We start from the raw sequence: 18,429 nt of genomic DNA on the forward strand, positions 1-18,429 counted from the left end.
AGTGATCGACCGGTCTGCCCTAGGCTTGCCGCTCATGAGCAGTGCCGCCGCATTCTCGTACGCCCCCCTGCTGCCGACCGGCCCCGACCAGACGGATTACCGCCTGGTCACCGACGAGGGCGTCGATGTCGTACACGGCCCGGGAGGCCGCCGATTCCTCACTGTGGAGCCGGCCGCGCTCACCGCGCTGACCGCCGAGGCGATGCACGACATCGCGCACTACCTGCGCCCCGCGCACCTGGCCCAGCTCCGGGCGATCATCGATGATCCGGCCGCCTCGCCGAACGATCGGTTCGTCGCACTGGACCTGCTGCGCAACGCCAACATCGCCGCCGGCGGAGTGCTGCCGATGTGCCAGGACACCGGCACCGCGATCGTGATGGGCAAGCGCGGCCGGCACGTGCTCACCGACGGCGCGGACGCCGAGGCCATCTCCCGGGGCGTCTACCAGGCCTACACCAAGCTCAACCTGCGCTACTCCCAACTCGCCCCGCTCACCATGTGGGACGAGCGGAACACCGGCAGCAACCTGCCGGCCCAGGTCGAGCTGTACGCCGAGGACCCGGACGGGCACCCCGACGCGTACAAGTTTCTCTTCATGGCCAAGGGTGGCGGCTCGGCCAACAAGTCGTACCTCTACCAGGAGACCAAGGCGCTGCTCAACCCGACGCGGATGATGCAGTTCCTGGAGGAGAAGCTGCGGCTGATCGGCACCGCCGCCTGCCCGCCGTACCACCTGGCGATCGTCATCGGCGGCACCTCCGCCGAGTACGCCCTGAAGACCGCGAAGTACGCCAGCGCGAAGTATCTCGACGCGCTGCCCACCTCCGGCTCGATGAGCGCGCACGGCTTCCGCGACCTGGAGTTGGAAGCCGAGGTGCTGGAGCTGACCCGCAACTTCGGCATCGGGGCGCAGTTCGGTGGCCGGTACTTCTGCCACGACGTACGTGTGGTCCGGCTGCCCCGGCACGGCGCGTCCTGCCCGGTGGCGATCGCCGTCTCCTGTTCGGCGGACCGGCAGGCGGTCGCCAAGATCACCCCGTCGGGTGTGTGGCTGGAACGACTGGAGACCGACCCGGCGCGCTTCCTGCCCGACGTCACCGACGACGCGCTCGACGCCGAGCTGGTGGTCCGGGTCGACCTCAACCGGCCGATGGACGAGATCCGCGCCGAACTGTCGAAGTACCCGGTGAAGACCCGGCTCTCGCTGTCCGGCCCGCTCGTGGTGGCCCGCGACATCGCGCACGCCAAGATCGCTGAGCGGCTGGACGCCGGCGAGCCGATGCCGCGGTACCTGCGCGACCACGCGGTCTACTACGCCGGCCCGGCGAAGACCCCTGAGGGCTATGCGTCCGGCTCTTTCGGCCCGACCACTGCCGGTCGGATGGACGCCTACGTGGAGAAGTTCCAGGCCGCGGGCGGCTCGCAGGTGATGCTCGCCAAGGGCAACCGGTCCGGGCAGGTGACCCGGTCCTGCCAGCGGCACGGTGGCTTCTACCTCGGCTCGATCGGCGGCCCCGCGGCCCGCCTCGCCCAGGACTGCATCAAGCACGTCGAGGTCCTCGAATACGCGGAGCTGGGCATGGAAGCGGTCTGGAAGATCGAGGTGGAGGACTTCCCGGCCTTCATCGTCGTCGACGACAAGGGCAACGACTTCTTCGCCGAGGTCACCAAGCCGGTGCTCACCGTCGGCCGGCGCTGACCCGACCGGCGCCGTCGGCCGGCGCTGACCCGACCGGCACGCGAAGGGGCGTCGAGCGAATTCGCTCGACGCCCCTCTTGTCGCCCGTGCTGTACCGACATCGGTGCGCCTGGCCCGCCAAGGCCCCCGGGACGGGCGCACCGCCCCCGTCGGATGCCGTCACCGACAACCCGGGATGAGTGTCCGATGCACCGCTGCCGATCCGCTCTCACATCGCTATCGCCTGACCGAGCCGATCCGTGACCGCCGGACTACTCTGCTGGAGGTCGGGCCAGTAAGGCGGGGGAGCAGATGCGGTTCGGGATCCTGGGGCCCCTGCGGGTCGGCGGTGGTGAGTCCACTGTCACCGCTGGTCGAGACCGGATCGTGCTCGCCATGCTGCTGTTGCGGGCCGGCCGACTCGTGCCGGTCGACGAGCTTGTCGACGCGGTGTGGGAGGAGCAGCCCCCGGCCACCGCCCGCGCCCAGTTGCAGACCTGTGTGTCGCGGTTGCGCCGCCGGTTCGCCGAACTCGGGCTGGCACCGGAGGTGATCGTCACCGACCCGGCGGGGTACGGCGTCCGCATCGCACCGAACGACCTGGACGTCGAGGTCTTCGTCCGGGGTGTGGAGGCGGCCCGTGCCGCCGCCGCGGCCGGTCGGCTGGACGACGCGCGTACCGGATTCCGCGCCGCCCTGACGCTCTGGCGGGGACCCGCGCTCGGCGGTATCCCGAGCCGGAGCATCCGCCGCCGCGCGCAGGCCCTCGACGAGCAGCGCCTGACCGTGCTGGAGGAGTGCGTCGACGTCGAGATGCGTCTCGGTCGAGGCGTCGAGTTGATCGACGAGCTGGCCGAGAGCATCGACCAGCACCCGCTGCGGGAACGACTGCGCGGCCAGCTGATGCTCGCCCTCTCCTCGGTCGGTCGGCAGGCCGAGGCGCTCGCGGTCTACCGGGAGGGTCGGCGGCTCTACGCCGACGAGCTGGGCATCGAGCCCGGCGTCGAGCTTCAGAAGCTGCATCAGCGTGTGCTCGCCGGCGATCTCGTCCTGGCCGGTCGGGCGTCGTCGCCGAGCGCTCCGGTCCGCTCGCTGCCCCGGGCGATCGGCGACTTCACCGGTCGGCAGCACACGCTGGCGCGTCTGGTGAAGGACGTGGAGGCCGGCGCGCGGATCCAGCTCATCGACGGGATGGCCGGCAGCGGTAAGACCACCCTCGCCGTGCACGTCGCCACCGCCCTCGCGGACGACTACCCGGACGCCCAGCTCTACATCGACCTGCACGGGCACAGCGAGCGCACCCCGCTGACACCGGCCGCGGCGGTGGCCACGCTGCTGCGGCAGCTCGGTGTGCCGGTGGAACGGGTGCCGACGAACCAGGACGACAGGTTGGCGCTCTGGCGTACCGAGTTGGCCGGTCGACGGGCCCTGGTGGTGCTGGACAACGCGGCCACCGCCGACCAGGTGACACCCCTGCTGCCCAACGGCTCGCACTGCCTCGTCCTGATCACCAGCCGACGCCGGCTGGTCGGGGTGGACGAGGGACGACCGTCGTCACTGCCCGTGCTCGACACTGACGAGGCGATCGAGCTGCTCGGGCACGTGGTCGGCGTCGACCGGGTGGCGGCCGAGCCGGAGGCGGCCACCGAGGTCGTCCGCCGCTGTGGCCACCTGCCACTCGCGATCCGGCTGGCCGGTGCCCGACTCGCGCACCGCCCCCGATGGCGCATCGCCGACCTGGCCGAGCGGCTGACGAGCCGGCCCGATCCGTTGGCCGAGTTCGAAGCGGGTGACCGGTCCGTCGCCCGCGCCTTCGCCCTGTCGTACGCCCAGGTGCCGCCGGCGGCGCAGCGTGCGTTCCGGCTGCTCGGCCTGCACCCGGGGGTACGGTTCGACAACTCGGTCGCGGCAGTCCTCGCCGAGCTGCCGCTGCCCGAGGCGCAGGACCTGCTCGACGAGTTGGTCGACGCGCACCTGGTGGAGGAGGCGGAGCCGGGCCGGTACCGGCTGCACGACCTGGTCCGCGAGTACGCCCGGACCCTGGTGGCCGAGCCGGAGCGGGCGGCCGAGCGGCGGGCCGGGATCGAGCGCCTGCTCGACCACCATCTGCACGTCGCCACGGCGATCGCCCGCACGACGGAACTCTCCTCGCTGCACTCGCTGATCGTGGTGGCGGAGCCGCTCCGCCCCGACCTGGTCGCGGTCGTCGCCGAGCAGGGCCAGACCTGGCTCGACGAGAACCTGGCCGGGTGGGCCGCCCTGGTCCGGTTGGCGGAGACCGAGGCGTTCCTCCAGTACTGCTGGCAGTTGGCGAGGGCCTGCTGGTACGCCCAGTTCGAGGGCGGTCGGCTGGACGAGTTGATCGAGACACACACCATCGGCCTGCGCGCCGCCGAGGTGTTGGGCGACGACCGGGCTGTGGCGACGATGCTCAACTATCTGGCCTCGGCCCACTACCGGCTTGGTGATTTTCCCGAGTCGATCCGGGTCATGGAACGGTCACTGGAAATCTTCCGCAGGCTGGGTCTGCGCGGCGGGTTCCGCAACACGCTCGGCAACCTGGGCAGCGCGTACGCCGCCAACTTCGAGTTCCGCCGCGCCCGGGAGTGCTTCGACGAGGCCCGCGCGGTGGCGACGCGGATGCGCGACAAGGCGGCGCTGACGAACGAACTCAACAACCTGGCGATGACCCTGCTGCTGTGGGGACGGCACGACGAGGCACTGCGCGTTGCCCGACGACACCTGGGCATCGCTCGTGAGGTCGGCGACCCGCGCCGGATCGGCAACGCCCTCGGGCACCTCGGAATGATCCGGCATCGGATGGGTGACGTGGTGCCGGCCGCCCGGTTGCTGCGGATGGCGCTGCGTTTCAAGCGACAGGCGGGCAGCCGGTTCGGTGAGGGTGAGGTGCTGAACGAGATCGGCATGATGGAACGGGAGGCCGGGCGCCCGGAACAGGCCGCCGACCTGCACCGTGCGGCACTCGTCGCGATGACCGAGGTGGGGGACCGCATCGCCCAGTGCGGCTCACGCAACCTGCTGGCCCGCGCCATCCTGGATCAGGGCGACGTGACGAGCGCGCTCGACCTGCATCGTCGCGTCCTCGTCGACGCCGCCGGGCTGGGTTCCCGACACGAGCAGGGCCGGGCACTGGAGGGCATCGCCCGCTGCCTGCGTACGACCGACCCGGCCGCGGCGCGCGCACACCTGAGCCGGGCGCTGGTCCTGTTCCGCCAGATCGAGTCACCCGGCCGGCACGAGGTGGAGCGCCTGCTCGCCGAGTTGGGCTGACGGATCATCTGCGAGTCGACGACGGGCGCGGCAGGATGGTACGTGTGACGACTCCAGAGGCGACCGGTTACCGGATCGAACGCGACTCGATGGGCGAGGTGGAGGTGCCCGCCGAGGCGCTGTGGCGGGCACAGACCCAGCGGGCGGTGCAGAATTTCCCGATCTCCGGCCGGGGCATCGAGCCGGCCCAGATCAAGGCGCTCGCCCAGATCAAGGGCGCGGCGGCCGAGGTCAACGGCGAGTTGGGCGTGATCGACGCGAACGTGGCCGCCGCGATCGCCGCCGCCGCCGCGCACGTCGCCGACGGTGGTTACGACGACCAGTTCCCGGTGGACGTGTTCCAGACCGGTTCGGGCACCTCGTCGAACATGAACACCAACGAGGTGATCGCCACTCTGGCGAGCCGTGAGCTGGGCTCGCCGGTGCACCCGAACGACCACGTCAACGCCTCCCAGTCCAGCAACGACATCTTCCCGTCCTCGATCCACCTGGCCGCCACCCAGTTCACCGTGGAGGATCTGCTGCCGTCGCTGGCCCACCTGGCGGCGGCGCTGGAGGCCAAGGCCGCGGAGTTCGAGACGGTGGTCAAGGCCGGTCGCACCCACCTGATGGACGCCACCCCGGTCACCCTGGGTCAGGAGTTCGGTGGGTACGCCGCCCAGGTCCGCTACGGCATCGACCGGCTGGAAGGCGCGTTGCCCCGGCTGGCCGAGCTGCCGCTGGGTGGCACCGCCGTCGGCACCGGGATCAACACCCCGCTCGGCTTCGCCGCCGCCGTGATCGGCAGGTTGCGCGAGTCGACCGGGCTGCCGTTGTCCGAGGCGCGCAACCACTTCGAGGCGCAGGGTGCCCGGGACGCGCTGGTGGAGACCTCGGGGCAGCTGCGTACCGTGGCGGTCGGCCTCTACAAGATCGCGAACGACATCCGCTGGATGGGGTCCGGCCCGCGTGCCGGCCTCCGCGAACTGCGGATCCCCGACCTCCAGCCCGGCTCGTCGATCATGCCCGGCAAGGTCAACCCGGTGGTCGCCGAGGCGATGCGGCAGGTCTGCGCACAGGTGATCGGCAACGACGCGACAGTCGGGTTCGCCGGCTCGCAGGGCGACTTCGAGCTGAACGTCATGCTCCCCGTGATGGGCCGCAACCTGCTGGAGTCGATCCGGCTGCTCTCCGCGGTGAGCCGTTTGTTCGCCGACCGGCTGGTGGCCGGCCTTGTCGCGGACGCCGAGGTCTGCCTGGCGTACGCCGAAGGGTCGCCGTCGATCGTCACCCCACTCAACCGCTACCTGGGGTACGACGAGGCCGCCTCGATCGCCAAGGAGGCGCTGGCCAAGCAGACGTCCATCCGCGAGGTGGTGATCTCCCGAGGTCACGTCGACTCCGGCAAACTCACCGAGACCCAGCTCGACGAGGCACTGGACCTGCTCCGGATGACCCACCCCTGAGCGGGGTGCCCGCTCAGGGCGTGTCGCCGCGTGGTCTGGCCCAGCCGAGGAAGCGGGTGAAGAGCACCGCCGGGTCCGGGCCGTCGTGGGGGTTGAGCCGGTACCGGTCGGTGGCCGCCTCGTGCAGGACCGCGCACAGGTGGACGCTCAACCCGACCCGGTCGTGGGCGTACTCCTGGCGCAGGGTGAGCCGCGCGACCGGGCACGGCCAGGGTGCGGCGCACACTCGGCACAGCCAGAGCGGGCGCAGGGCCAGGTGCGGTCGACGTGGAGTCGTGGCGCGGTCGTCCGGGGCGTTCCAGGACATGCGGCGGCCTTCCTGTCGAGCTGAATCGTCTGTGGCGTCACGCCGCGCGTCCCGCGCCGGGCTGCGCGTCCGGGTCGGTCAAAATCGCGCTCGAACATGGATGTCAACACCGTTGCGTCAGGGCGGTAGCCGGCGGGTCAACCCGGGACAGGAAGTGCCCGATCGGGGAGCGGGTGCGGCCTGGCTTGGCGATCATGGAGTTGTGGTGCCGACTTTGGGGCTTTGCGGGCGTTTTGTTACCCACCACAACTCCATGATCGACGAGGCAGTGCTGGTTGACGAACAGCCGTTGCATTTAGCGCAACGGCGTTGGTTTCCGCCGCCCTGCGTCGGGTGGCGTCGCCGCTGGCGGTCGGCTGGAGTTGATCGTCAGTGGGGTGGAGGGGCGGTAGGGCATGGCCGACGGGCAGATGACGGCGGCGGCGTTCCTGGTCGCGGAGCTGCGCCGGGCGCGGGCTCGGCGGGGCTGGAGTCAGGACGAGTTGGCCAAGGCGGTGAACTGCTCGGTGTCGATGGTCAGCGCCGTCGAGCTGGGCCAGCAACAGCCCACCGCCAAGTACCTGGAACTCGTCGACAAGGCCCCGACACCGGCGGCCTGTTCGGCCGGATGGCCAGCAAGCTGGTCAGCCTGGACAAGGCCCAGGTCTGGCTACGCGGTTGGCAGGCGATCTTCGAGCAGGCGCGGGCGGTTCGGTGGTACGAGCACCTCTACGTGCCGGGTCTTTTCCAGACGGAGGCTTACGCGCGTGCGGTCTTCGAGGCGGGTGGCTTGCTCGCTCCCGACGAGGTTGAACGGCGACTGACCGCCCGGATGGAGCGTCAGGAGGTGCTGCACAGCGAGCGTGCGCCGCAGATCGTGGCGGTGCTGGACGAGGCGGTGCTGCGGCGGCGGGTGGGCGGGCGGAAGGTGATGCGCGACCAGACGCTGCACCTTGTCGGCATCGCCACCGGGCACCCTCGGGTCCGGCTGCACATCGTGCCGCGATCCGCCGGCGAATACCCGGGGCTCGCCGGGCCATTCGCGCTGGCCGTGCTGCCCGATGGCACGGAACTGGCCTATCTGGAGTGCCAGGTTCGTGGCCAGGAGCTGGACCAGCCTCGGGATCTGTTGCGGTTGCAGCGGGTCCGGGAGGCTGCCTTGGGCGAAGCCCTGCCCCCGCAGGCGTCCATCGAGCTGATGAGCGAGGTGGCCGAGTCGTGGAGTTGACCGGCGTTCGATGGCGCAAAAGCAGCCGCAGCAGCCAGGACGCCAACTGCGTCGAGGTGGCGACGAATCTGGGGGACGTGGTCGGGGTGCGAGACAGTAAGGACTCGGACGGGCCCGTGTTGGTTGTCGACGCGTACTCCTGGCGGCTCTTCGTGGTCGCGCCCCCGCGCTGACCCGACCGCCTCGCCCGCGACGGTGGTCGCGGGGTTTTGGCAGCAACTTCGGCGATGTTGCTGCCTCGTCGCCGTCTGAGGCAGCAACATCCCCGATGTTGCGCGGATCTTGGGTCGGGCGGCGCCGGTAAACGGTTGGACGGTGTTGTGGGGCGGCGGGATGATCCCGTGATGAGTGACCTGCCCAGCACCGAGCGGTTGCGGTTTCGGCGGTTGACGATGGCCGACGTGGACGCGCTTGTCGAGCTGGACAGCGATCCCGAGGTGATGCGGTTCCTCAGCGGTGGTGTGCCCACGCCGCTGGCGACGGTGCGGGATGAGCAGTTGCCGAGGTTGCTGGCCCAGCACGAGCGGCATCCCGGGCTGGGGCGCTGGGCGGCGCACGATCGGGAGTCGGGCGAGTTCCTGGGCTGGTTCGCGCTCGACCCGTCGACGGACGGCACCGAGGCCGAGTTGGGCTACCGGCTGCGCCGCTCGACGTGGGGGCGTGGGCTGGCCACCGAGGGGTCACGGGCGTTGGTCCGGCACGCCTTCGAGACTGTCGGTGTGCGTCGGGTCTGGGCCGAGACGATGACTGTCAACGAACGGTCGCGGCGGGTGATGGTCAAGGCCGGGCTGCGCCACGTGCGGACCTTCCACACTGAGTGGGACGACCCGATTCCGGGGACCGAGCACGGCGAGGTGGAGTACGAGGTGCGGGCCGAGGAGTGGGCGACAATCGGTCAGGAGCGGCCGGCGGCCCGGCGGGCACGGTAGGCGGTCACGGCGGCGCGGTTGCCGCAGCCGGCCTCGCAGAACCGCCGCGACCGGTTGCGGGACAGGTCGATGACCACGTTGTCGCAGTCCGGGTACTCGCAGATCCGCAGCCGGCTCAGCTCACCGGCGCGGACCAGGTCGGCCATGGCCATCGCCGCCTCCACAGCGATCCGGGTGGCCAGCGGCGCGTCGCGGGGCACGGCGTGCAGATGGTACGGCTCGTCGTCGTGCTCGATGAGTTGGGGCAGCGCCCGGTGTTCCAGCAGCAGGCTGTTGACGATGGCGACGATCTCGGGCGGCTCGGCGTACCAGATGCGGCGCAGCTCGGGCCGCAGCTCCCGGACGGCGCGCAGCTCGGCGTCGGTGTGCTCGTGTCGGCCGCTGTAGGAGTAGCGGACGAAGAACGCGTCCAGCGCGGCGACGTCGGGCAGCAACTCGCCGTCCCGACCCGTGGTGTTGACCAGCGCGGTGGCGGCGACCAGCGAACACTCGGTGTCATGAGCAAATAGCATCTTGACTCCTGTCATGGCTTCCGCCTAGCGTCATCGGCACAAGGATAGTTTGCTCATGACACGGTGCCGACCCGAGGAGCGCGACATGCACTCACGACCCGCTGCCGGGGCCGCGTTGGCGTTGCTCTCCGCTGTCACCTTCGCCACCTCCGGCACCTTCGCCCGGTCGCTCATCGAGGCCGGCTGGTCCGCCGAGTCCGCGGTGATCGCCCGGGTCGGCATCGCGGCCCTGGTGTTGGCGATCCCCGCCCTGCTGTCGCTGCGCGGCAGGTGGGCCGTCCTGCGAAGCAACGCCTCGGCCATCGGGCTGTTCGGGTTGCTCGGGGTGGCGCTGGCCCAGGTCTGCTTCTTCAACGCCGTGCGCTACCTGCCGGTCGGTGTCGCGCTGCTGCTGGAATACCTCGGCATCATCCTCGTCGTCGGCTGGATGTGGCTGCGACACGGGCAGCGCCCCCGCCGGCTCACCGTGGCCGGGTCGGTGGCCGCGCTGGCCGGGCTGGCCTTCGTGCTCGACCTCGCCGGCACCGCCGACTTCCACCCGGTGGGCGTGCTCTGGGGTCTGGGTGCGGCATTCGGCCTGGCCGGGTACTTCGTGCTCGCCGGGCGGGTCGACCCCCGGCTGCCCTCGGTCGCCATGGCCAGCGGCGGAATGGCCGTCGGCGCCGCAGTGCTGCTCCTCATCGGGCTGACCGGTCTGCTGCCGCTGCACGCCACCTTCGGTGAGGTCGTCTTCGCCGGACAGACCACCAGTTGGCTGCTGCCCATCGCCGGGCTCTCGCTGGTGGCGGCCGTCATCGCGTACCTGGCCGGCATCGCCGGCACCCGGATCCTCGGCCCCCGGCTGTCGTCGTTCGTCGGGCTGACCGAGGTGCTCTTCGCGGTGCTGATCGCCTGGCTCTTCCTTGACGAACTGCCCACCGGCTGGCAGCTGTTCGGCGGCGCGTTGATCGTCGCCGGGGTGGCGCTGGTCCGACTCGACGAGCTGCGCGGAACGCCGTCGGCATCCGCGCCCGCCCCGCCCGAGCCGGCGCTGGCGCTCGACGGTCGGTGAGTTGTTGTTCGGTGGTCGATGGGTTGGGGCGTGGTGGTCGGTGGGTTGGGGTTCGGCGTTCGTCGATCGGTGGTCGTTGGCTGGCGTTCGGTGGTCGGTGACACAGTAGGGACCGTGCTGACCACTGTGGTGTTCGACGCCGACGAGACCCTGCTCGACCTGCGCCCGGCGGTGACCGGCGGACTGGTGGCCGTCCTCGACGAGATGCGGCGGCGTGCCCCAGCGGCGAGTGAGGTGACGCTCGCCGAGCTGGAGTCGGACTGGGACGCGGTCTTCGGTGACCTGAGCGCCGCCCCGGTGGCGGAGATCCGCCGCGCCGCGCTGGCCCGGTCGCTGGCCCGCGCCGGGCTGAACGACCACCTGGACGAGATCGTTGGCCTCTTCTTCGCTCGCCGGTACGCCCTCACCAGACCCTTCCCGGACGTGCCAGCGGCGCTGGCGGCGTTGCGCTCCCGGTACACGCTCGGCTTCGCCACCAACGGCAACAGCCGCACCGAACGCTGCGGGCTCGCCGGCGAGTTCGCCTTCGAGGTGTACGCCCACGACAACGGCCTGCCCAAGAAACCGGCCCCGGAGTTCTACGCGGCGGTGGTCGCGGCAGCCGGGGTGCCCGCCGAGCAGATCGCGTACGTCGGTGACTCGTGGGAGCACGACGTGGTGGCACCTCGCCGGGCCGGTCTGCGATCGGTGTGGTTGAACCGGCATGGGCTGCCTCGGCCGGGCGATCTCACGCCCGATGCCGAAGTCTCCAGCCTGGCCGACCTGCCAGCCGCGCTGGCAGATCTGCGCGTCGACGCGGTCGGTGTGTGAGTCGAGAGCCGGCCGACGCCTGTCGGCGTGGCTGGTGGGTGGGTTGGGGGCCGGACGCGGCTCGTCGGCGCTCATGATCGACTCGGTTTTCAGGAAGGCGCGGTGATAGTGCCTGCGGGATCCCGCGGTTTTCATGAACCCGAGAACGATCATGGTCATGTGGACGATCCTCGGTGCCATCCGCGGCTGACCAGCGCGTCCCGCACCTCCCGAAGCACCGCCGGGAACTCACAGTGCAGCCGTCGGCTGGTCACGTGCAGGACCAGCCAGCCCGCGTTGACCAGCAGGTTCAGCCGACGGCGGTCGCGGTGCAGTTGCTCCGCGTCGGAGTGCCACGTCCCGTCGTACTCCACGGCTACCCGATATTGCGGCCAGGCCAGATCGGGGTGTAGGACAACGCCGATGGGCAGGCGTACCGGATGTTGCACCGCGGGGCGCGGCAGCCCACCCAGCACCAACCGCACGCGTAGGTGCGACTCCGGCGGAGATTCGGCTCCGCCGTCGGCCAGGTCGAAGACCCAGCGCGCTCGTCGCCCACCGGGCCGGTCGGCGTTGCGGGCAGCCAGGGCGGCCAGGGTGTCGCGATCGGTCAGCTTCTGCCCGAGCAGCGAGTCGACGATGGCGACGGCCCGAACCGGATCGAGCCAGACAGCCGTTTCCCAGGCGGCCCGCCCAGGGTCAGACCGGGGGATTGGGACATCTCGCTCTCTGCACCCGAGTGTGCTGGCCGCCGCCCACCCAACGCCCGGCCGGGCCGTCACGATCGCCCCTGCTCTGACGGACGCTGCCGCCGGACGGGACAGTTGTCGTGCCGGGCGTGGCGACGTGCCGCCGGTAGGTGGGCGCCCGTCTGGGGGTTCGCTCGACATGAGCGGGGTGATGGTGTTGACGTGCACGCTGAGGCCGCGCTGTGGGCCGACCCGCAATGATCGGGGCACGAGGACGTGCACATCGTCGGTGAAACTCGCGGCGTGTTGGACGCCGTGCAGGTAGGCGGCCGAGGGGCCGCCGACCACCACTCCGGGCGGCAGTCGGAGGAGTGCGGCGCGACAGGCGAGGGCGTGGTCCCGCTCCAGTCGGGCGTCGGCGTAGATGTCGTGGCGCAGCCGCACCCAGGCGGAGTTGCGCAGCTGATGTTCGGTGAGCAGGCCGTCCCGGACAGCGTCGGAGCCGCGGAAGACCTGCCAGGTCAGAGCATCGGGGCGATGCGGACGTGGCGGCATGCCAAGCAGCGTGCCGACCACCGACGGGCCACCGAAACCCCTGTGGACAACCCGGCCCGCGCGTGCCGCCGGACCTGTGGACAACCACGAACCCGCCTTCCGATTGTGCTATGGCACTGACCGGATCGACCGAAACCTGAGCCGTTTTGACCGCCCGTTGGCGATGATCCACTCGCGTTACTGAAAGTCGGGCGTTCGTTGGCCTTGGGACACCGCGACTTCCGTGAACCCGAGTTGATCACGCGGGCGCGGGCCGGGATCAGCTGAGGGCGGCGGTGATGGCTGTGGCGGCGGCCAGCACCTGAGGGCCGATGGTGTCGACGTCCAGCGGGGCGAGCGCGACCACGCCGACGCTGGCCTCCAGGCCGGGTACGCCGAGCACCGGCGCGGCCACCCCGTACGCCCCGGCCTGCAACTCTCCGCTGCTGCTGACTGGTGCAGCCTCCCCGGCTCGACCGGCCAGGATCGCTCGGCCCGCCGCCCCCCGTTCCAGCGGATGCCGTGCCCCGGTGCGGTACGCGACGTGGAACGACGTCCAGCTTGGCTCGACAACGGCCAGGGCGACCCCCTCGCCACCTTCGACGACGGTCAGGTGGGCTGTCGCGCCGGCCTGCTCGGCGAGGCGGCGAAGTGCGGGCAGGGCCCCCTCGGCGAGCAGCGGTTGAGCCCGTCGGGCCAGGTGTAGCAACCCGGCGCCGAGGCGTAGCCGGCCGTCGCCGTCGCGGCGCAGCATGCCGTGCCCGGTCAGTGGGCCGACCAGCCGGTAGACGGCGGCGCGGCCGATGGCGAGCCGGTTCGCGGCCTCGGTGACGGTCAGGCCGCCCGGGGCGTCGGCGACGAGGTGCAGCAGCCGTAACCCACGATCGAGGGTCTGCGAGGTCTCGCCGGCACGCCCCGTGACGTCGTCACCCTGCCTGAAGACGGCGTCAGCCTGCCCCGGAGCAGCGTTGACTAAGGCGCTGGGGCTGGTCGGCGGCTCACCGGCGCGTGCTGTCGCATCCACGCCTGGCAGCGTACGACCCGGCACCGGCCGACCCGGACAGGCACGGACAGCTACCCTTGTACGGTGACGCTACGCCTGTATGACACTGCCACCCGATCGGTGCGGGACTTCGTCCCGCGGGAAGCCGGCAAGGTGGGGGTCTACCTGTGTGGTCTCACCCTCCAGGCTCCGCCGCACATCGGTCACCTTCGCTCCGGCGTCAACTACGACGTCCTGCGTCGCTGGCTGCTGGCCGCCGGCTACGAGGTCACCTTCATCCGCAACGTGACCGACATCGACGACAAGATCCTGGTCAAGGCGGGCGAGCAGGGGCGACCGTTCTGGTCGATCGCGTACGCGAACGAGCTGCTCCTCGCCGAGTCCTACCGGGCGTTGAACGTGTTGCCGCCCACCTACGAGCCGCGCGCCACCGGGCACATCCCGGAGATGCACGAGCTGATCACGAAGTTGATCGCCGACGGGCACGCGTACCCGGCGACCGACGGCTCCGGCGACGTCTACTTCGACGTGGCGTCCTGGCCGGCCTACGGGTCGCTGTCGGGTCAGTCACCGGACGCGATGCAGTCGGCCGGGGACGCTCCCGACCGGGGCAAGCGGGACCCGCGCGACTTCGCCCTGTGGAAGGGTGCCAAACCGGAGGAGCCGGCGGACGCCTACTGGCCGTCACAGTGGGGTCTGGGGCGCCCGGGTTGGCACATCGAGTGCTCGGCTATGTGCTGGCGCTATCTCGGTCCGGAGTTCGACATCCACGGCGGCGGTCTGGATCTGACGTTCCCGCACCACGAGAACGAGATCGCGCAGTCCCAGGCGGCCGGGCTGCCGTTCGCGCGCTACTGGGTGCACCACGGGCTGCTCAGCATCGGCGGGGCCAAGATGGGCAAGTCCGCAGGCAACGCGCTCGACCTGGCGTACGTGGACTCGCTCGGCGTGCGGCCGGTGGAGCTGCGCTACTACTACGCCGCCGCGCACTACCGCTCGGTGATCGACTACTCGGAGGATGCGCTGCGCGACGCGGCGACCGCGTACCGCCGGATCGAGGGTTTCGTGCAGCGGGCGACCGAGCGGGTCGGTGCCGGGCAGCTCGGTGACCTGCCCGGCGGCTTCGTCGCGGCGATGGACGACGACCTCAACACGTCCGCCGCGCTGGCCGTGCTACAACAGCACATTCGGGACGGCAACACCGCGCTGAGCACCGGCGACGATGTGACCGTCCGCACCACCCTGGCCGTGGTACGGGCGATGCTGGATATCCTCGGGGTCGACCCCCTCGACCCGGCCTGGACCGGCGGTGGCCGCCCGGATGATCTACGCGCCGTGGTGGACTCCCTGATCGCGTTGGCCCTGGAGCAGCGCGCGCAGGCCCGGGGCCGCAAGGACTGGGCTGCCGCCGACGCGGTACGTGACCAGCTCAAGCTGGCCGGTGTGGCGGTCGAGGACACCCCCCAGGGCCCCCGTTGGACTATTGGAGAGCAGGACTGATGGCCGGCAACTCGCAGCGCCGTGGCCGGCGACTGACGTCGAAGGCAGGCGCCCCCAAGGGCACCGGCGGCAAGAACAAGGACTCCTTGGCCGGGCGGGGGCGCACCCTGCCCGCCGACGAGCGGCCGTGGCACAAGGGCTACTCGGGCACCGAGAAGCTGCCCCAGCGCACCGCCTGGAAGCAGGACAAGGAGCGCCGCGCGGCGGCCGAGGAGGGGCGCGCCCCCAAGATCGGTCAGCCGGGCAGCAAGGACACCACCTGGGGCAGGGGCGGCGGTCGGGGCGTACCGGGGGGTCGGGGTGCTGCCACCGGCGGCCGGGGCGCTGCCGGCGGGCGGGGCGGCAAGCCCACCGCGCGGTCCGGTCCCCGGGTCGCGCCGGGGCGCAAGTCCAACCCGTCCAAGGACACCCCGGAGCTGCTGGTCGGGCGTAACCCGGTGCTGGAGGCGCTGCGCGCCCAGGTGCCGGCGACGGCGCTCTACGTCGCCCAGGGCATCGACATGGACGACCGGATCAACGAGATCATCCGGACGGCCGCCGACCGGGGCATCGCCAACCTGGAGATCAGCCGGGCCGAGTTGGACCGGATGACCGGTGGCGTGCTGCACCAGGGTGTCGGGTTGCAGGTGCCGCCATTCGCGTACCAGCCGTTCGACGACATGGTCGCCGCCGCCCTGGAGCAGCAGGCCCCGCTGCTCGTCGCGCTGGACGGTGTCACCGATCCGCGCAACCTGGGTGCGGTGATCCGGTCGGCTGCCGCGTTCGGCGCGCAGGGTGTCTTCGTACCCGAGCGGCGTGCTGCCGGGATCACCGCGACCGCCTGGCGGACCAGCGCCGGCGCGGCCGCGCGGGTGCCCGTGGCGCAGGTGACGAACCTGACCCGGTCGCTGAAGGCGTGCCGGGACGCCGGCTTCATGGTGGTCGGCCTGGACGCCGACGGCGACACCGACCTGTACGACCTGGAAGCCGCCGTCGGTCCGCTGGTGGTGGTGGTTGGTTCCGAGGGGCGCGGCCTGTCCCGCCTGGTCGGGGAGACCTGCGACCTCACCGTCAGCATTCCGATGATCTCCGAGGTGGAGTCGCTCAACGCCAGCGTGGCCGCCGCGGTCACCCTGGCCGAGGTCGCCCGCCGACGGTCCGTCGAGCTGTAACGAGGTCCGACGAGGCCCCCTCCCGCCCGGGCGGGAGGGGGCCTCGTCGTCAGATCTGCCGGGTCCAGGCGACGAAGAGCAGCGCCCCGGCGAGCGCCATCAGCAGGGTGGTCGGGATCAGCCAGCGAGGGCTCCGCTCCCCGTCGAGACGTCGGGTCAACAGCTGGTGCACGGCGGCGATACCGATCAGCGCGGCCAACCCGGCGGCGGCCATCGGCAGGCCGACGAGGAAGTGCGCCAGCCATGCGCCGGCCCGGCTCGGACCGCCCCAGGAGTGGTCGTACGGGCCGGAGTCCACCACGCCGTACAGCACGCCCCGCAGCACCATCAGCACCTGGACGCCGAGCGGCAGCAGGGCCACCACGCCGAGGAGCAGGCTGAGCAGCGCGTGGCCGAGCACCGCGACCAAGCCGGGCCGCCGGCCGGGCGCGGCGGTGGGTGGCAGGCCGAGCAGTCCGGTACGCAGGGCCCGCCAGCGTGTGACAGCGGCACCGGCTCCGCCCAGCGGGGCGGTCACCAGCGCGAGCAGGGCGACCGGCACCAGCGTCGCGCAGTAGGCCAGGCTGCGGCCGGTCAGGCGAGCCATCCGGTACGGCCGGGAACGGGTGAGCGGCTGGGCAGCGGTGGCGGACACGGCGTCTCCTCGGGTTGGGCGTGCCGCGACGCTACGGGCGCGGCCCACCCTGCCGAGTCACCCCACGGGGCCACATCCGCGCTGGCTCCGCGGTGTGACAAGCCCTCCGGGGTACGGCAACAGGGGCGACCCGCCGAAGCGGACCGCCCCTGTCGGTTGGCGTTACGTCAGATCCGGCTGCCGGTGGCGGCGTGGAAGACGTGGCTGCGACCGGTGCGCGGCTTGACGAACACGGTGTCACCCATGTTCGGCATGGTGCGTCGGTCGGTGCGCACGACGAAGCGCTCCGAGCTGCCGCCCAGAGCGGCGTGGCCGTAGACGTTGGCGTCCGAGCCGAGGTCCTCCACCAGCTCGACCACGACCGGCATGCCGCCCTCGGTCGGGCTGACCAGGTCGCAGTCCTCCGGGCGGAAGCCCACAGTCACCTTGCCGTCGCCACCCTCGGAGCGGGCCGCGGCGACCTGCTCCCGGGTCAGCGGGATGCTCAGCTCGGCGAACTCGGCGCCCCGCTCGTTGAGCGCGACGGTCTTGATGTTCATGGCCGGCGAACCCATGAAGCCGGCGACGAACACGTTCGCCGGGGTGTCGTAGAGCGCGCGGGGAGTGTCCACCTGCTGGAGCACACCGTCGAGCAGCACCGCGACCCGGTGGCCCATGGTCATGGCCTCGACCTGGTCGTGCGTGACGTAGACGGTGGTGACGCCCAGCTTGGCCTGTAGGGACGCGATCTGGGTACGGGTCTGCACACGCAGCTTGGCGTCGAGGTTCGACAGCGGCTCGTCCATGAGGAAGACCTGCGGCTCGCGGACGATCGCCCGGCCCATCGCGACACGCTGACGCTGACCACCGGAGAGCGCCTTCGGCTTGCGGCTGAGGTATTCCTCAAGCTGGAGCAGGGCTGCCGCCTCCTTGACCCGCCTGTCGATCTCCGACTTGGAGGTCTTACGCAGCTTCAGGGCGAACGCCATGTTCTCGTAGACCGTCATGTGCGGGTAGAGCGCGTAGTTCTGGAAGACCATCGCGATGTCGCGGGCCTTCGGAGGAAGGTGGGTGACGTCGCGCTGGTCGATGTAGATCGACCCGGCGTCGACATCTTCCAGGCCGGCGAGCATCCGCAGGCTCGTGGACTTGCCACAACCGGAGGGGCCGACCAGGACGAGGAACTCGCCGTCGCCGATCTCGAGGTTGAGCTCGTTGACGGCGGGACGCTCCTGGCCCGGGTAGATCCGGGATGCCTTGGAGTAGGTGACCGTAGCCATGGTGAAGCGCTTCCTTTCACCGGCAGGAACGTGCCGGACGATCCGAGTGAAGGAGCGACAGGCACGTATCCGTGCCAGTCAGCGGACGGCGGCTCGGTCGCGGGGGCGGCGGCGCTGTCGTCCGTGTGAGTGAACCGTAAACGGCTTTCATCTTGCTGCCAAGGCGGGGCAGCTTCCAACCTCGCCCACGGTCTACGCATTCCGGTCACTCGGGCATGCTCAGCCATCAATCGACGCGTCGGTGAGCCCTTGTGCGTCGGGTTGTTGACGTTTCCCGTGCTCGGGAGGCATCGCGAGCGGGAAGTCCGGACGCCACTCGCTATGCTGACCCCGACACACGCGCCCCTGTAGCTCAGCTGGCCAGAGCACTCGCCTTGTAAGCGAGATGTCGCCGGTTCGATCCCGGCCGGGGGCTCCATATGCACAAGGCGTTTCCCGAGGGCGAGC

The 18,429-nt window shown here is 71.0% G+C and carries 15 protein-coding genes, 1 tRNA gene and 1 pseudogene; 11 read left to right on the forward strand and 6 right to left on the reverse strand.

The genetic code is table 11. From position 1 onward, the window contains the following. Positions 1-34 precede the first annotated feature (34 nt). The 3 genes from AB0A95_RS06775 (at position 35) to AB0A95_RS06785 (ending at position 6,417) form a co-directional block, all read left to right on the forward strand. Entirely contained in the window at positions 35-1,702 is a 1,668-nt protein-coding gene (locus AB0A95_RS06775) for a fumarate hydratase (RefSeq protein WP_357554663.1), read from the forward strand. Positions 1,703-1,993: 291 nt separating this feature from the next. Beyond that, positions 1,994-4,972 (forward strand): BTAD domain-containing putative transcriptional regulator, encoded by a 2,979-nt coding sequence (locus AB0A95_RS06780; RefSeq protein WP_357554664.1) that lies wholly within the window; start codon positions 1,994-1,996, stop codon positions 4,970-4,972. A gap of 35 nt (positions 4,973-5,007) precedes the next feature. Next, positions 5,008-6,417: a class II fumarate hydratase gene (locus AB0A95_RS06785; RefSeq protein ID WP_357554665.1), complete on the forward strand. Its 1,410-nt coding sequence runs from the start codon at positions 5,008-5,010 to the stop codon at positions 6,415-6,417. A gap of 13 nt (positions 6,418-6,430) precedes the next feature. Here the strand turns inward: AB0A95_RS06785 and AB0A95_RS06790 are convergent, their stop codons facing one another. Continuing rightward, positions 6,431-6,724: a hypothetical protein gene (locus AB0A95_RS06790; RefSeq protein WP_357554666.1), complete on the reverse strand. Its 294-nt coding sequence runs from the start codon at positions 6,722-6,724 to the stop codon at positions 6,431-6,433. Between the two features lie 395 nt (positions 6,725-7,119). Here AB0A95_RS06790 and AB0A95_RS06795 point away from each other — a divergent pair. From AB0A95_RS06795 to AB0A95_RS06805, 3 genes and pseudogenes are all read left to right on the forward strand, one after another. Then, positions 7,120-7,931: pseudogene (locus AB0A95_RS06795) on the forward strand (helix-turn-helix transcriptional regulator). After that, on the forward strand, positions 7,922-8,104 hold the full coding sequence (locus AB0A95_RS06800; protein WP_357554667.1) for a DUF397 domain-containing protein: 183 nt from the start codon (positions 7,922-7,924) through the stop codon (positions 8,102-8,104). Before AB0A95_RS06795 ends, AB0A95_RS06800 begins: the two are co-directional and overlap by 10 nt. Positions 8,105-8,275: 171 nt before the next feature. Next, positions 8,276-8,860 carry a GNAT family N-acetyltransferase gene (locus AB0A95_RS06805; protein ID WP_357554668.1) on the forward strand — a complete coding sequence of 195 codons (585 nt, stop codon included), beginning with the start codon at positions 8,276-8,278 and terminating at the stop codon, positions 8,858-8,860. Here the strand turns inward: AB0A95_RS06805 and AB0A95_RS06810 are convergent. Then, entirely contained in the window at positions 8,827-9,372 is a 546-nt protein-coding gene (locus AB0A95_RS06810; RefSeq protein ID WP_357554669.1) for a CGNR zinc finger domain-containing protein, read from the reverse strand. The genes AB0A95_RS06805 and AB0A95_RS06810 overlap by 34 nt on opposite strands. A gap of 85 nt (positions 9,373-9,457) precedes the next feature. Between AB0A95_RS06810 and AB0A95_RS06815 the strand changes: the two genes are divergently transcribed. Beyond that, positions 9,458-10,423 (forward strand): DMT family transporter, encoded by a 966-nt coding sequence (locus AB0A95_RS06815; protein WP_357554670.1) that lies wholly within the window; start codon positions 9,458-9,460, stop codon positions 10,421-10,423. 114 nt (positions 10,424-10,537) lie between these two features. Then, positions 10,538-11,233: an HAD family hydrolase gene (locus AB0A95_RS06820; RefSeq protein ID WP_357554671.1), complete on the forward strand. Its 696-nt coding sequence runs from the start codon at positions 10,538-10,540 to the stop codon at positions 11,231-11,233. 155 nt (positions 11,234-11,388) lie between these two features. On the opposite strand, the gene AB0A95_RS06825 is transcribed toward AB0A95_RS06820, so the two are convergent. Then, a complete protein-coding gene (locus tag AB0A95_RS06825; protein WP_357554672.1) occupies positions 11,389-12,456 on the reverse strand; it encodes a DUF559 domain-containing protein in 1,068 nt (355 codons plus the stop codon). Between the two features lie 259 nt (positions 12,457-12,715). After that, a complete protein-coding gene (locus AB0A95_RS06830) occupies positions 12,716-13,459 on the reverse strand; it encodes a helix-turn-helix domain-containing protein (protein ID WP_357554673.1) in 744 nt (247 codons plus the stop codon). A 63-nt stretch (positions 13,460-13,522) separates the two neighbouring features. Between AB0A95_RS06830 and cysS the strand changes: the two genes are divergently transcribed. Together cysS and rlmB are read left to right on the forward strand one after the other, a co-directional pair. Next, on the forward strand, positions 13,523-14,938 hold the full coding sequence (cysS, locus tag AB0A95_RS06835) for a cysteine--tRNA ligase (protein WP_357554674.1): 1,416 nt from the start codon (positions 13,523-13,525) through the stop codon (positions 14,936-14,938). Beyond that, on the forward strand, positions 14,938-16,089 hold the full coding sequence (rlmB, locus tag AB0A95_RS06840) for a 23S rRNA (guanosine(2251)-2'-O)-methyltransferase RlmB (protein ID WP_357554675.1): 1,152 nt from the start codon (positions 14,938-14,940) through the stop codon (positions 16,087-16,089). The genes cysS and rlmB overlap by 1 nt, the downstream gene beginning before the upstream one ends. Before the next feature lie 49 nt (positions 16,090-16,138). Here rlmB and AB0A95_RS06845 read toward each other — a convergent pair whose 3' ends face one another. Continuing rightward, the gene (locus AB0A95_RS06845; RefSeq protein WP_357554676.1) at positions 16,139-16,723 is read right to left on the reverse strand and encodes a hypothetical protein; all 585 of its coding nucleotides are present in this window, start codon (positions 16,721-16,723) and stop codon (positions 16,139-16,141) included. A 167-nt stretch (positions 16,724-16,890) separates the two neighbouring features. Next, complete coding sequence (gene ugpC / locus AB0A95_RS06850) at positions 16,891-17,982, reverse strand: sn-glycerol-3-phosphate ABC transporter ATP-binding protein UgpC (RefSeq protein WP_357554677.1); 1,092 nt, start codon at positions 17,980-17,982, stop codon at positions 16,891-16,893. A 341-nt stretch (positions 17,983-18,323) separates the two neighbouring features. Between ugpC and AB0A95_RS06855 the strand changes: the two genes are divergently transcribed. Beyond that, positions 18,324-18,400 (forward strand) — tRNA-Thr (locus AB0A95_RS06855). The last annotated feature ends 29 nt before the right edge of the window (positions 18,401-18,429 follow it).

Source organism: Micromonospora sp. NPDC049230, assembly GCF_040647875.1.
GTDB lineage: Bacteria > Actinomycetota > Actinomycetes > Mycobacteriales > Micromonosporaceae > Micromonospora.

Excerpts from the sequence above, each read along its gene's own strand:
- AB0A95_RS06775 (WP_357554663.1), top strand. The coding sequence starts at position 35 with ATGAGCAGTGCCGCCGCATTCTCGTACGCCCCCCTGCTGCCGACCGGC.
- AB0A95_RS06780 (WP_357554664.1), top strand. The coding sequence starts at position 1,994 with ATGCGGTTCGGGATCCTGGGGCCCCTGCGGGTCGGCGGTGGTGAGTCC.
- AB0A95_RS06785 (WP_357554665.1), top strand. The coding sequence starts at position 5,008 with ATGGTACGTGTGACGACTCCAGAGGCGACCGGTTACCGGATCGAACGC.
- AB0A95_RS06790 (WP_357554666.1), bottom strand. The coding sequence starts at position 6,724 with ATGTCCTGGAACGCCCCGGACGACCGCGCCACGACTCCACGTCGACCG.
- AB0A95_RS06805 (WP_357554668.1), top strand. The coding sequence starts at position 8,276 with ATGAGTGACCTGCCCAGCACCGAGCGGTTGCGGTTTCGGCGGTTGACG.
- AB0A95_RS06810 (WP_357554669.1), bottom strand. The coding sequence starts at position 9,372 with ATGCTATTTGCTCATGACACCGAGTGTTCGCTGGTCGCCGCCACCGCG.
- AB0A95_RS06815 (WP_357554670.1), top strand. The coding sequence starts at position 9,458 with ATGCACTCACGACCCGCTGCCGGGGCCGCGTTGGCGTTGCTCTCCGCT.
- AB0A95_RS06825 (WP_357554672.1), bottom strand. The coding sequence starts at position 12,456 with ATGCCGCCACGTCCGCATCGCCCCGATGCTCTGACCTGGCAGGTCTTC.
- rlmB (WP_357554675.1), top strand. The coding sequence starts at position 14,938 with ATGGCCGGCAACTCGCAGCGCCGTGGCCGGCGACTGACGTCGAAGGCA.
- ugpC (WP_357554677.1), bottom strand. The coding sequence starts at position 17,982 with ATGGCTACGGTCACCTACTCCAAGGCATCCCGGATCTACCCGGGCCAG.